This window comes from Cytobacillus sp. Hm23, assembly GCF_051842895.1.
In the GTDB taxonomy this organism is placed as follows: Bacteria; Bacillota; Bacilli; order Bacillales; family SM2101; genus Nanhaiella.
The window spans coordinates 111,122-123,592 of sequence record NZ_JBPXRQ010000016.1; the positions used below are offsets into that span (position 1 = coordinate 111,122).

The following is a 12,471-nucleotide window of genomic DNA, read 5'->3' on the forward strand; positions in this document are numbered from 1 at the left end:
AAAAGGAATTGATTAGAAATGAATATACTTAATAGTGTTATTACAGCAGCTATTGTATTTACAGGTGGAGCAGGACTATCTCTAATTTCTGAAAAAGATACACTAGATGAAAATTCGGTGAATCGAAAACAGGATGTAAGTTATGATCAAATGACGGATTGGATGGTCACAGGCAATTTTGAAAGTATGCAACAATTCATGGAAGAAGGAATTGTGAAATTTGAACAAATGGAACCATACATGAGTGATATGCATCCCAATCTGGACTATCAAGAACAAGAAGAATTATATAAGAGAATGCATGGGGGTGGTGGTTCATCTCAGAGCAGTAATTTGAGAGGAATGAGTATGTATTAAAAATTGCAGGCTAATTACTCAGGAACCCTACAAAAGTTCAAAAAATATAAATGTTGGAGGAATGAAACTATGTTGTTAATACTTATTCTGGCTATTAGTCTTTATCTGTATAAAACTGGTGAACTACAAAAATTATTAAGGAATCTACAATCTAAAGAAACCAACAGCACAAACGATCTTAAAGATGTAATCGATTATAGATATGCATCAGGTCAAATTTCTATAGAAGAATATCAAAAATTAATAGCATTATTATAATAAAAACAAATAGGAAAGGAGAATATATATGATGAATGGAGGACATATGGGATCCTTTGGAGGTAATGGAGGATTTTACGGATATAATGGAATGCCATTAGGATTCAACAATTTTGATATGATGTTTAATGGTTCTTTTATGACAATTATTGTGATTGGCCTTATCACGGTAGGTTTAATATTAATATTTAAAAATCAAAAGATACATCGAACTAGTGCTTCATCATATAACAAGCAGGGTACAACAGTCATTGAAGCAGAAGAGGTTGCGAAGTTGCGTTATGCTCGTGGTGAGATTACACATGATGAACTTCAAGCCATTCTAAAAACTATTAAGATGTAAAGAGGTGAAATAGAGGTGTTAAATCTAGTTCTATCCATTATAATATTTTACTATCTTTTGAAAACAGGTGATTTATTCAAATTAATAAAAATAGCCAAAAATTTAACTTTTGACTTGCTAACTGTCTTTAAAACAGGGAAACAAAATAATAGAGGTGACAATAATACATTAGATATATTAAAGCTACGTTATGTTCAAGGAGAAATTGATAAAGAAGAATATAAACAGATTTTAAAGAACTTATAAGTAGGGTAAAAAAGCCGTCTGAAATAGAATATGCGGCTTTTTTATAGCTTTAGATGATTTTCTAAGGTATGTATTAAATAGTTATAAACCCGCTCACTACATTGATTGGTTGATCTAATGGTGAAATAATTACAAGAAATATTTTCAAGTAGATACAACTGTGTGTGTTTACGTTTAATATTACTATTTCTAAAAAGCGGTATAATTATAATACCATTTTACTTTTGTGCATTTTAAATATACTCACTCAACAATCCCTGATCCCACAAATGGACCTCAATGTCATTTTTTAAATTCCTACTGCAAATAAAACATCGGTTTTTTCATGACATAGTGACCAATATTTTGTAAATATCAGATCGACTATGATAAGAGATAATAGCATAATGCTCTCAAACACCTTTTCCTTTTAAGAAGCAGTCCTTCACTTAATCCCTTTACTATGAATAAACAAATAATATTCTCCTTATGTCCCGTCATAAAGAACATCACAAGCATGGGCTTAACATTATACCATTAAAATAATATACAAAAGGGGGGGAGTTGCCTCCTTTTTGTTGTGCTGATCCTCAACGATTTGGCGCAAGAATGTAGTTAAGGCTATCCCTACTATCTTATGAGTAATACCAATTAAAAAAGGTCCGTCAGAAATGTTACTGACTGACCTCATAATACGATATGGCGCATATCTGAAATATAGATATGTGCCATTATTCATTTTAGGGCCATATTGTTGAATAATAAAATTAATAAATGATGTTAAAATTTAGAAAGGAGTTATTAGGTAAGATACAAGAATTTTGGAAAAAGGGGATTTGTATGAAGAAATGGGAAAGGGAACATCTTTTAACAGAGCGTGGTGTATTTGAAATATATAAAAAGGGTAATGGGGAACCTCTTTGTGTTACTCACCATTACTCTGAATTTAATGAAACAGGAGATTATTTTGCAGAAACCTTTACCCAATTTAATAAAGTAATCTTAGTAAATTTAAGAGAGGTAGGTAATTCAGAAAAGGCAAACGAACCCTATCAGTTAAGCTTATTGGAAACTGTTTTTGACTTAGAAGCAATCCGTGAATCACTAGGTTTTGAAAGGTGGGGATTTGCAGGCCATTCAACGGGAGGTATGTTGGGTATTATTTATGGTATTTATTTTTCCAACCATTTAAATTTCAATGTTATAGTTGGGGCAGCAGCAAGGGAATATATGACGTTCTCCATGGATTGCATTTATAATTCAGCACACCCACAATTTCAACGAATGCAAGAACTAAGTGAATTATTAAAGAAGCCAAACTTATCAATAGAAGAAAGAAATGAACTAAAAGTTGCGAGAACAAAACTATCTTTATTTGAACCTGCAAGGTATGATGAATATTTTTCATTAAATATTAGTAAAGAAATGTCAGCAATTAGGTTGAACTACTTTAGTAGAGAAGTGCAAGTATATGATGTAACAAAAAAATTGAAACTTATAACAACACCCACATTAATAATTTGTGGTAGATATGATGTACAATGTCCGATAAAGTACTCTCTTGAAATGAGTAAGAATATACCTAACTCAGTATTGATAATATTTGAAAAAAGTAATCATTATCCATTCTTAGAAGAGGCTCAATTATTTATTGAAGAATATAGTTCGTTTTTAAATGCAAAGATTACACTTTGAACTTTAAGGGTTGTTAGTTAAAGAAGATTATACCTGATACAAAATCATTTAATTGGTATTTAATTGTTAAAAATTAATTAACTTGGGGGAAATATAAAGAATAGAGGATCAGTAGTTTTAATTGAAAATAAAAGAGTATGTCTTATTCATAGAGTTGTGGGAGATTCAGTTTATTATGTATTCCCCGGATGAGGAATACATAATGGATAGACAACTGAAGAGGGAGCAATAAGATAAGCCCTAGAGGAGTTGGATGTAACGGTTAAGATAAATGAATGTTTTGCAAAAGTTCAATATAATGGTACACAATATTTTTTCCTCGCTGAGATAATAGGGGGGAATTTTGGCACAGGAAAAGGTGTAGAATATACAGATAAGAATAGAAATCGAGGAACCTATCTTTTTATGTGGATTAAAAAAACCAGTTACCATCTGTTGATGTTAAACCAAAAGAAGTAGCTTTTAAAATTCAATCGTTATTCTACTAAATGGAGCTTTGATTATGGAAGAATATATATAGAAAATGATTCATTTCTAATAAAAACGATATAAACTCTATAGGGGAAGAAGCCATTTTAATCAATCTTGTTTCAAAATGACTTCTATCCTGCATATTGACCAGTTGAGCACAGAAAGCCGAGAGTTTATCAGTATATCGTATTACTATGAGCTTGAACATCAAATACCAATTGGTGAAAAGCGGCTTGAATATTATACAATCTTTTACACAAAAGAGCTAACTGAAGACTTGGTACCATTGACTATAGAATTTATAACAGGTAATTCCAAATAATAGTATATAGTGATAGCGTGTGACAGGAATTAAATTACAAATAAAATAATAATTACTACAGAAAAAATAACTCTTATTGTATGATGAAATAAATTAAGCCTATGGTGCATGTATAGTCCATTATATATTGCTAATAAATGTAGCGTTATCAAACAGATGGATAAAACATAAAAGAATATCGAGTTCGCTGTAACTAAAATAGCTGTACCGATTAATACTAAACCAGTGATTACCATACTCAGAGCTGCCCAAGTTGGAATTAATTTTTTCGGAAATTGTATAATTCCACTTAAGATACACGTTCCACCATAAAAACTTGCTAAACAAATTGCCAAAGCTAAAGATATCATATGTCAGTCACCTCCATTTTCTAGTATTCATAGTGATTTAACCATGTGTGGTTTACCACGCGTCAATACAAAAATGAGGAGAGAGTAAAATGAAGATAGGGGAATTTATATCATCCGTAAATACAACTAAGGAAACAGTCCGTCATTACGAAGATATGAATCTCTTACAACCATCATGGGATCATAATCGTAAAGTGTACACAAAAAAAGAAATAGATGATTTCCAAATGATTATGGATTTAAAGTCAATGGGATTTAGTCTTAAAGATATTCAATTAATGTTTGATTTGAAAAAGGCTTATGGATGTGGAAATGAAAAATTGATTACTGATGTGATGAAGCAACTTAATAATCATATTGATGTGCTTAAGAAAGAAGAAAAAGAAATTTTGCAGAGGAGATTAAAGCTCGAAAAAGAAATTAAAATGATCAATTCTTATATGAGTAATAAAAATTAATATCACTTAATCGCTATACGAAAGCGGGGAAATGCTCTGCCTATTTTTGTTTACTTGATGTTCCACGTCGCCATTTTCAGAATCTTTTTCATAGTTAAATACTATGGGAGTTCTGGTGTATCACTAATGTATAGATTCTAAAAGAAAGTCGTACAATCATGGAATTGAAATTGAAATTGAAATTGAAGTTGTCACACATCCATTGCATAAAAGAAAAGGCTTAGCATCAATAGCAGCATCTGCATTGATTAGATTGTCTTGAGAATGAGATGTACCCTTTTTGGGATGCAGCTAACATTGAATCTACAAACTTTAAAAAATAAGCTTAAATATTAATCCCATTATTCATTTTAGGGCCATATTGTGGTGCGAAACGTTTCTAACTTAAATTGAGGATGGGATACATTACTCGGGTAAAGGTTAGACAACTCCTTTCGGAATTGAAGGATTATATTGAAGAGTCAAATGATAGAGTAACGTCTAGAAGGGCTTTCTCTTAGTCGAATAGCACTTGATTTAGTAAGAATAATAGTGTTATAAGCTCGGCAAAAAGGCATAAGAATTTACCGTATCAATTCGGTTGACGAAAACCTACCCTAGGGGGAGGCGTAAATCATCATGCTTGAGTTGGATGAATATGGTGAGAATGCAAACGAACCCAAAAGAAAGGGTTAAGCTGACGAACTTCTGAATGTACGGGTCTAAACTGGCTATACATAGAAATGTGTATATCACTTAATGTGAGGTTAGCAGTGGATGAGTAAGACTCGCAATTATGAAAGTCCATGGTGTGTTACAGGCATATGAACGGCTAACAGGCTCACAGGAAGTACCTAAGTCCATCCTATATTAGATATAATTCAACGTTGTAATCTGATAACAGAGGCAACTGTCCAACTTGAACAGTAGAGATAACCGAATGAGCTTTGACATCAATGACAGAAACAGTTCCATCAACACTATTAGTGACGTAAGCTAGCTTTCCATCAGGAGTAAACGTAACCAAAAAAGGACTATTTTCAACCTGAATTGTAGTAACAACTGAATGAGTTTTGGTATCAATGACAGAAACAGTGCTATTTCCACCATTTGTAATATACACAACAGACATATAATTAACTCCTTTATAGAAAGATTAAGTATTTATTATCTTATGATGAGCTCTGGAGAATGAGAATAAATTTTCGTTAAAAGATTATGAAACATAATAAGCATTGTGGATCATAATTCTAACAATCAAAAAAACACCTCTATCATTTAAAGAAAGGTGCTGATAATAGTTACTATTTTTCATTTATTTCATCTAATATTCTTCTTTCGATTTTCATTTTATTAGTATTAGATTCATCCAAATTATAAGTAATAACAATGCGAGGTGAAATTAGAATAAAAATAAGGATTAATATAATAACGATACCAGTGATAAAACTAATTATTGTAAAAATTTTACTTTCTTTGTTGATTATTGGAACAAAACAATTAATAAGGCTCCAACCCCAAGAGCTATAAGGGCAGACATAATTGATTGAAACGGAAGGAATAATTGTTAGGGAGAGTTATAGAGCATTATATGCAATGGTTTATAAGACCTAGCATTAACAAATTGACAGAAATAAAATGGCTTACAATAAAAGATTGATTTAAATGCAACGCTGTTTTCACAAAGTTAGTTGTTTTTACCGAAACTTTAATAGAATTGGTTTAATTTAAATAAAGATAGAAGGATTGAGGGACGGAATATGGATAAGAATGAATTTTTTGTTTATCATATTGTTACTAGAAGCAAAATGAACCTTGGACAGATAATTAATTTTGATAACAACCAAAATAATACATTATACCGTTTCTTTTTTGAGAGGGAACAATTAAATTCTAAAGGTGAAGACTTTATACAGATGGCATATAGTAACTATACAAATGAAGGTTTGAACTTAGATAAAGAAAATGCAGAAGTAGCTATTAGGTATATTGACCAAACAATCAGAGCTATTAGAGAAGTAATAGTTGAAATGGTCAGACTGCAAGAGTATCCTCATTACCCTTCAAGATTGTCATGCCTTTATGCTGCTAAAAGCTATGAAGACGTTCTGAAATGGAAAGAATTATTTGACTCATACAACAGAAAGGTTTTACAAATAGTTAAACTTCGAGTAATAGGGAATTCTTTTGAAGGTGACGGAAACCTTTTGCCAAAAGAAGATGGAGCTACGTTCTCTAAAAAAATTAAACAAGCGAGAGAATATTGGAATGGTAATGTTATTAATGAACTTCCAGAGCTTTTGATTAATGGTAAGATTGAAGTGGTAGAGATTATTGATGATGCTACTGACAACAGTTTGCATTAATAATGTCATAAGTAAACACAATGAATAATGAGTCTAGAAGTTTATTAGACTAATCACTTTTCTGAATCTGTTATTCCACAATATGGCGCTGTAATAGAGCAATGATTATAGATTTCTTTTAAATTGTAAATCTTTATATTTTCGATAAAACTCAATTTAGCCGGTTATTCTTTATTTAACATGGCTTATTATGAATAAATGATTAATCAGTACCTTTTGTTGTTTAAAAAGGAATGTAAAGGTCCACTGGCGAATTACATACTAGCTTTTTTATAGTGAAAGGAGCATGGAAAAAATGACAATTAACAAGTGCCATTGCTTTAGTGCTATTAGGAAAAGATATTTTCTCATCTAAGTTCAATAAAACTCATGGGAGGATATCAGTAATGGAAAAAGAGATAAAAGATTTAATAAATCAAAAAGTCGTTAATTTAGGTGCTACAAAATTTGGTGTAACAATTCAAGCATTAACTTTTATAGGTACCTCGCAAAATATCATTTATGGATATCAGAAAAACGGATTTTCTTATATCTTGAGATTCACCCCAAGTTTGCATAGGAATGAGGACTTGGTTAAAGGAGAACTTGATTGGATTTTATTTCTAGCCAATAACGGTGTTTTAGTTTCAAAACCTATAAGATCACAAACTGGGTCACTTACTGAAATAATAGAGATTAATGAGGATGTTTATCTCACAGTTACATCATTCATCAGAGCTGAAGGAAGAAAAATGGGGTACCCAGAGTGCCTAAATGATCATCATTTGTATCAAGAACTTGGAAAAATAACAGGTAAAATTCATAAATTATCAAAAAAGTACATCCTCCCTCGGGAAAATATAAAGAGGCATGAATGGAGTAATAATTATTATCTTCAAAATATGAAACAGTTTATTCCGTTAGAACAAACATTGGTTTACGACCAAAGTATTCAGCTTATTAATAAAATAAACAATGTACTAATTAAAGACAATGATTCTTACGGCTTAATTCATGGAGATATCAATGTAAATAACTTTTTAGTGAACGAAAATGGAATTACTCTTTTTGATTTTGATGAAGCACAATATAGTTGGTTTGTTGAGGATGTCGCGATTACATTGTATTACTTTGTTTATGTACATGGTGGAGAAGAGGGGAAAGAGAAGAGGATATTACAAGCAAGACATTTTATGGAATACTATTTAAAAGGCTACCAGGAATATAATTTAATAGAAGATTATTGGTTAAATCAAATTCCACTGTTTTTACAATTAAGAGAGGTAATAGCATATGTAGGAATGTACAAACATTGTGATGTAACCCAGCTTAATCAATGGGGAATGGATTATTTATCACAAAGTAGAATAAGGATTGAGACAGGAATGTCGATTGTAGATATTTGGGGATAATTATATTATTGGTTTCTTAAGAAAAATAATCCCCAATTAAGAAAAGTAATATGCATTAGTTATTCCACAATAAGGCGCAAGAATATAGTAAAGGTTATCTTGACTACTTTAAGGATTATACTTATCTAAAATAGGTCAGCCAGAAAAATTACTGGCTGACCTCATAATACAAAATGGGGCTAATTTGTAATATAGATTAGTATCTTTTTCATTTTAGGCCATATCCTAGAACAATACTTTTAAAGAAAATTCGATTTGCAGGTTAAAATATAGAAGAAATTGTGAAATTCTGCGCTAAAAGTAACGGCAGATTAATTAAAGGAACAATCAAATATAGTGTATAGATTCAATACCATAGAAAAAGAAAGAGATTATAAATTTGACTACTCAATAGTTGATAATTTGAAGAGATATTTGGCTGGTATTCACTTTATCTATTTAGTTATAATTATAAAAAAACTTGATTGGTGTGTAGAATGGACGAATATATTAGATTAATTAACAAATCTGAAGACTATATTGAGAAAAATCTAAGCGAAAAAATTTCACTAGATGATTTAGCGATTAACGCAAATATGTCCAAGTATCACTTCCATCGTATATTTAGTAAGTATAGTTCTGAGACTGTCAAACAGTTTGTTACGAGGATAAAGATAGAGCGGTCTGGAATATTCCTCGCTGTTCGCACCGATTTAAGTATTACTGATATTGCTTTTCGATATGGCTACAATGATGTAAGTACCTATAATAAAGCATTCAAAAAGCATCTAGGGATGTCTCCGTTAGAATTTAGAAAAGCAAGAAACGACAAGAATTCATAAGTATTCTTCGCTAAACTAATGTCAAAGGAGTTGATTTTGTGGAAAAGCCAATGATTACAGTGGAGAATTATGAAGTGGAAGTCATATATATACGCTTCAAGGGTACTTACACAGAGTTTAGAAAAAACAGTAGTAAGATGTTTAATGAACTCTTCAAATTCGCAAAGAAATACGATTTAATCAAGGAAAATTTCACAAAAGTAATGACTATATACCATGACAATCCATTCGTAACTGACCCTAATAATTTGCGAACTAGTGTCGCAATGACGGTTCCCTCAAATACTAAAATAGTAGAAGAAGGTATAATTGGTACTATGAAGTTTGGCGGGAAATATGCTGTATTACATTATGAGCTAAGTTTAGGTGAGTATGAACAGGCTTGGAAGTATGCTTATTCAGACTGGTTACTGAAAAGTGATAAATATACACCTAGAGATTCTTTTCCATTTGAATTATATGTTACCGAGCCACCTAAAGATTTTAAAAAGAAGAGTAAGACAGACATCTATATACCAATAGAATAAGAGCATAAATTATCTTTCACTTACAGGTGGTAGAGTTCAATAAGTGTGCGAGCAAGTTTTAATAACTTTGGATGTTATGGTGCATATCTAAAATATAGATATGTACCATTATTCATTTTAGGGCCATATTGTGGAATAATGAACTTCCTAAATAATTGAATTTAATAATAAATGTAAATTTAATACCTTGTTATATAGAGTATTATTTATTATTATTAAATGAGGAGGTGAAATTTTTGGAAATTAATAAAGAGGTTTTGAAAGGACACATAGATACGTTAATCCTATCGTTATTACATAACAGCGATATGTACGGATATGAGTTAGCAAAATTGGTTCGAGAAAAAAGTGAAAATCAATTTGAATTAAAAGAAGGTACACTCTATTTATCTTTAAAACGATTAGAGAAAAATAAATGGGTTGAATCCTATTGGGGAGATGAACAAGGGCCAGGAGGTAGAAGAAAATATTATAAACTCACTCCATTAGGTGAAGAAGGTTTTGAACAGAAACGTTCGGAATGGGAATTTGTAAAAAAATTAATTGATTCGTTTTTGAAAGGAGAAAAAAAATATGAAACAAATTGAATTATTTGTTGATTCAGTTTATAAAAACGCAGGAGGAAATAAAAAGGAAATACAAGAATTAAAAACAGAAATGAAAAGCCATTTATTAGAGGCAATTCACGAACTGAAAACAGAAGGTAAGTCTGAACAAGAATCAATTGAAATTGCAATTGAACGATTTGGTGGAGAAAAAGAAATGCGTTTAGTTGTAAGCCAATTATTTAAAGCTCAAAAAATATTTGCTAAATGGGTACTGTATACAGCGATTGCATTTCTTTTAATTTCTACTCTCATTTTTAGTATTGTAATTCCTATCGAAAAAGTTAATTTGGATCAAAATAACCAGGTTGCTTCTCAAATTCTTAACAGTTTAGGCGATATTGAAAGAATACCAACACAACTCGAAACTGATATTCAGAAAATTGTAAAAAACAGTGAAAGAATTATTGGAATTAGCTTATATGATTATGAAAAATTATTTTCTTCCGCTGAAGACCCCGAACCAATATATAGTTCTCGAGAGGAAGGCTTATTCAATTTTTGGAATAATATAGGATTTTTAAGTTACAATGGATATGGCGAAAGTAACAATACCTGGCATGTTAGTATTGAATCAAAAAGTTACGAAGGAACAGCAATTATTTTACTTTTAGTAGGTATCGTTGTTTATTGGACATTGTTTACGATATGGGCAACAATTAACGCATATAATCATAAACGTCTAAATGTTGGATGGGTTATTGTATTTACTTTATTAAATATCTTAGGCTATTTGATTTACAAATTGGTTAGAAAGTCGCACCGTTAATAATAAGTTAAACCGTTTTAGATGAAAATGTTGCTGTGAAAGGTTTCTGCAAACTGTTGATTAAACTTTTTTATAAATATTAAGTGATCAAATTTAAGAGAATCCCCCATTTTAATCAATCTTTTTTCAAAACAGGTGGGTTTCTTTTATTTAAAATCCACATTTTCAGTACAATTTTGATCAAAATTTATGCAAAGCGCAGCTGACTTGTTATTCAATTAACTGGAGCTTTTCAGAAATGATACTGAAAAGCGACTTTCTCTATGTTTTGAGCAATATTGCATAAATCAGATAATGTAGTAACCTCAATGGACATTGTGGTTACCATCTAACTACTGACCCCTTTCTTCAACTAAGCAAGTTTGCCATCTGGCGTGAAGATAGACCTTACAAATATAAAAGTCTCTCCGATTGGTAACTAAATAATCACGCTATGGTTTTTACATCAATCACAGTCATTGTCAAATAAATCCACATCTTTTTTGAAATTGTTATAATATATATGGATAAATGGAATGATTAATTTAATTCACTTAATATGCAACAAAAGTGATATCTTGATTGTCCTCATTCTTAATCGACTAATAAAATTTACTTTGTCCCATGTTGAATTTATATATAATTTTACAATTGTTTAGGGGAATTACTTATTGATCAGCAACTTTCTATTTGGATATACATACTTTGAAAAGTATTATTGTAATATCTTAAATTGTAGGCAAGGAGTGATGATGTGAAAATAGGGCAATTTGCGAATGAAAATAAAATAAGTATTGATACAGTACGACATTATATGGATATGGGATTGATTACACCTGAAAAAACTACAGGTCAATATCAATTTGGTGATAAATGTCATGAGGATTTGAAGGGAATTATTCACTTGAAAAATTTAGGATTCTCATTAAATGAAATCAAAACTATTAATCAATATAGAAGGATAGGGAAACTTTCTTCTCTTCAAAATAATCAGTATTATAAAAGGTTATTCGATGAAAAATATGTTGAAATTGATAATAAAATAATAGAATATCAAAATATAAAAAATAATTTACAGGTTGAAATTGACCGTTTTAATGCTACAAAGAACCAAGTAATAAAGAAAATGGGTATGAAGTTGTGCTCAGCATCAATATTAGAATGTAAAAAATGCCAACAAGAATTAAATATAATTGACGGAGATATACAGAACAACCAAATCTTAAACGGAGTATTACAATGTAAATGTAATGAACAACATTTAATAAAGGATGGTATATTATTTACTTCCAATACAATCAAAGATTCTTACAAAGTTCGAGATCAAAAAAAAGTAATTAATGAATTTAGTGATTTTATGTATGATTACATAAAGGAAACAGATGAGCAATTTATTGATAACGTTTATAAATCTCTAGATTGGTCTTATAGTAGGCTCGATTTTGAACAACTTCAATTTAATAACATTTTACATCTTGGAACTGGTATAGGGACTTCGTTGAGATTTATATACGAATCACTACCACAGAATTGTTTATATATAGCATTAGAGCCA

The 12,471-nt window shown here is 30.6% G+C and carries 18 protein-coding genes; 16 read left to right on the plus strand and 2 right to left on the minus strand.

What is annotated here, in order from left to right:
- Nucleotides 1–18 precede the first annotated feature (18 nt).
- The 7 genes from ACSVDA_RS12600 (at nucleotide 19) to ACSVDA_RS12630 (ending at nucleotide 3,671) form a co-directional block, all read left to right on the plus strand.
- The gene (locus tag ACSVDA_RS12600; protein ID WP_320259072.1) at nucleotides 19–357 is read left to right on the plus strand and encodes a hypothetical protein; all 339 of its coding nucleotides are present in this window, start codon (nucleotides 19–21) and stop codon (nucleotides 355–357) included.
- Nucleotides 358–426: 69 nt separating this feature from the next.
- Nucleotides 427–615 (plus strand): hypothetical protein, encoded by a 189-nt coding sequence (locus ACSVDA_RS12605; RefSeq protein WP_320259071.1) that lies wholly within the window; start codon nucleotides 427–429, stop codon nucleotides 613–615.
- Nucleotides 616–643: 28 nt separating this feature from the next.
- Nucleotides 644–958: an SHOCT domain-containing protein gene (locus ACSVDA_RS12610; protein ID WP_485883650.1), complete on the plus strand. Its 315-nt coding sequence runs from the start codon at nucleotides 644–646 to the stop codon at nucleotides 956–958.
- A gap of 15 nt (nucleotides 959–973) precedes the next feature.
- On the plus strand, nucleotides 974–1,204 hold the full coding sequence (locus ACSVDA_RS12615; protein ID WP_485883652.1) for an SHOCT domain-containing protein: 231 nt from the start codon (nucleotides 974–976) through the stop codon (nucleotides 1,202–1,204).
- Nucleotides 1,205–2,023: 819 nt separating this feature from the next.
- Nucleotides 2,024–2,878, plus strand: coding sequence for an alpha/beta fold hydrolase (locus tag ACSVDA_RS12620; RefSeq protein WP_485883674.1), 855 nt, complete (start codon nucleotides 2,024–2,026; stop codon nucleotides 2,876–2,878).
- A gap of 249 nt (nucleotides 2,879–3,127) precedes the next feature.
- Nucleotides 3,128–3,337, plus strand: coding sequence for an NUDIX hydrolase (locus ACSVDA_RS12625; RefSeq protein ID WP_485883654.1), 210 nt, complete (start codon nucleotides 3,128–3,130; stop codon nucleotides 3,335–3,337).
- Between the two features lie 136 nt (nucleotides 3,338–3,473).
- Nucleotides 3,474–3,671 carry a hypothetical protein gene (locus ACSVDA_RS12630; RefSeq protein ID WP_485883655.1) on the plus strand — a complete coding sequence of 66 codons (198 nt, stop codon included), beginning with the start codon at nucleotides 3,474–3,476 and terminating at the stop codon, nucleotides 3,669–3,671.
- Nucleotides 3,672–3,700: 29 nt separating this feature from the next.
- Here the strand turns inward: ACSVDA_RS12630 and ACSVDA_RS12635 are convergent, their stop codons facing one another.
- Complete coding sequence (locus ACSVDA_RS12635) at nucleotides 3,701–4,021, minus strand: hypothetical protein (RefSeq protein WP_485883657.1); 321 nt, start codon at nucleotides 4,019–4,021, stop codon at nucleotides 3,701–3,703.
- Nucleotides 4,022–4,110: 89 nt separating this feature from the next.
- Here ACSVDA_RS12635 and ACSVDA_RS12640 point away from each other — a divergent pair, with 89 nt between their 5' ends.
- Complete coding sequence (locus ACSVDA_RS12640; RefSeq protein WP_485883658.1) at nucleotides 4,111–4,479, plus strand: helix-turn-helix domain-containing protein; 369 nt, start codon at nucleotides 4,111–4,113, stop codon at nucleotides 4,477–4,479.
- A 202-nt stretch (nucleotides 4,480–4,681) separates the two neighbouring features.
- Entirely contained in the window at nucleotides 4,682–4,741 is a 60-nt protein-coding gene (locus tag ACSVDA_RS12645; protein WP_485883676.1) for a hypothetical protein, read from the plus strand.
- Nucleotides 4,742–5,323: 582 nt separating this feature from the next.
- Here ACSVDA_RS12645 and ACSVDA_RS12650 read toward each other — a convergent pair.
- A complete protein-coding gene (locus ACSVDA_RS12650) occupies nucleotides 5,324–5,590 on the minus strand; it encodes a YncE family protein (RefSeq protein WP_485883660.1) in 267 nt (88 codons plus the stop codon).
- 628 nt (nucleotides 5,591–6,218) lie between these two features.
- Here ACSVDA_RS12650 and ACSVDA_RS12655 point away from each other — a divergent pair.
- The 7 genes from ACSVDA_RS12655 to ACSVDA_RS12685 all read left to right on the plus strand — a co-directional run.
- On the plus strand, nucleotides 6,219–6,824 hold the full coding sequence (locus ACSVDA_RS12655; protein ID WP_485883661.1) for a DUF2441 domain-containing protein: 606 nt from the start codon (nucleotides 6,219–6,221) through the stop codon (nucleotides 6,822–6,824).
- Between the two features lie 386 nt (nucleotides 6,825–7,210).
- The gene (locus ACSVDA_RS12660) at nucleotides 7,211–8,215 is read left to right on the plus strand and encodes a phosphotransferase enzyme family protein (protein ID WP_485883663.1); all 1,005 of its coding nucleotides are present in this window, start codon (nucleotides 7,211–7,213) and stop codon (nucleotides 8,213–8,215) included.
- A 476-nt stretch (nucleotides 8,216–8,691) separates the two neighbouring features.
- On the plus strand, nucleotides 8,692–9,036 hold the full coding sequence (locus ACSVDA_RS12665) for a helix-turn-helix transcriptional regulator (protein WP_485883665.1): 345 nt from the start codon (nucleotides 8,692–8,694) through the stop codon (nucleotides 9,034–9,036).
- Between the two features lie 38 nt (nucleotides 9,037–9,074).
- On the plus strand, nucleotides 9,075–9,563 hold the full coding sequence (locus ACSVDA_RS12670) for an AraC family transcriptional regulator (RefSeq protein WP_485883667.1): 489 nt from the start codon (nucleotides 9,075–9,077) through the stop codon (nucleotides 9,561–9,563).
- Between the two features lie 236 nt (nucleotides 9,564–9,799).
- The gene (locus ACSVDA_RS12675) at nucleotides 9,800–10,150 is read left to right on the plus strand and encodes a PadR family transcriptional regulator (protein ID WP_485883668.1); all 351 of its coding nucleotides are present in this window, start codon (nucleotides 9,800–9,802) and stop codon (nucleotides 10,148–10,150) included.
- Nucleotides 10,137–10,937 carry a permease prefix domain 1-containing protein gene (locus ACSVDA_RS12680; protein ID WP_485883670.1) on the plus strand — a complete coding sequence of 267 codons (801 nt, stop codon included), beginning with the start codon at nucleotides 10,137–10,139 and terminating at the stop codon, nucleotides 10,935–10,937. The genes ACSVDA_RS12675 and ACSVDA_RS12680 overlap by 14 nt, the downstream gene beginning before the upstream one ends.
- 733 nt (nucleotides 10,938–11,670) lie before the next feature.
- Nucleotides 11,671–12,471: MerR family transcriptional regulator (locus ACSVDA_RS12685; protein ID WP_485883671.1), on the plus strand; the 801-nt coding region annotated here is incomplete at its 3' end.

What these genes read in the sequence shown, in the direction of transcription:
- ACSVDA_RS12655 (WP_485883661.1), top strand. Translation starts at nt 6,219, where the DNA reads ATGGATAAGAATGAATTTTTTGTTTATCATATTGTTACTAGAAGCAAA.
- ACSVDA_RS12635 (WP_485883657.1), bottom strand. Translation starts at nt 4,021, where the DNA reads ATGATATCTTTAGCTTTGGCAATTTGTTTAGCAAGTTTTTATGGTGGA.
- ACSVDA_RS12665 (WP_485883665.1), top strand. Translation starts at nt 8,692, where the DNA reads ATGGACGAATATATTAGATTAATTAACAAATCTGAAGACTATATTGAG.
- ACSVDA_RS12620 (WP_485883674.1), top strand. Translation starts at nt 2,024, where the DNA reads ATGAAGAAATGGGAAAGGGAACATCTTTTAACAGAGCGTGGTGTATTT.
- ACSVDA_RS12605 (WP_320259071.1), top strand. Translation starts at nt 427, where the DNA reads ATGTTGTTAATACTTATTCTGGCTATTAGTCTTTATCTGTATAAAACT.
- ACSVDA_RS12600 (WP_320259072.1), top strand. Translation starts at nt 19, where the DNA reads ATGAATATACTTAATAGTGTTATTACAGCAGCTATTGTATTTACAGGT.
- ACSVDA_RS12630 (WP_485883655.1), top strand. Translation starts at nt 3,474, where the DNA reads ATGACTTCTATCCTGCATATTGACCAGTTGAGCACAGAAAGCCGAGAG.
- ACSVDA_RS12660 (WP_485883663.1), top strand. Translation starts at nt 7,211, where the DNA reads ATGGAAAAAGAGATAAAAGATTTAATAAATCAAAAAGTCGTTAATTTA.
- ACSVDA_RS12650 (WP_485883660.1), bottom strand. Translation starts at nt 5,590, where the DNA reads ATGTCTGTTGTGTATATTACAAATGGTGGAAATAGCACTGTTTCTGTC.
- ACSVDA_RS12680 (WP_485883670.1), top strand. Translation starts at nt 10,137, where the DNA reads ATGAAACAAATTGAATTATTTGTTGATTCAGTTTATAAAAACGCAGGA.
- ACSVDA_RS12640 (WP_485883658.1), top strand. Translation starts at nt 4,111, where the DNA reads ATGAAGATAGGGGAATTTATATCATCCGTAAATACAACTAAGGAAACA.
- ACSVDA_RS12610 (WP_485883650.1), top strand. Translation starts at nt 644, where the DNA reads ATGATGAATGGAGGACATATGGGATCCTTTGGAGGTAATGGAGGATTT.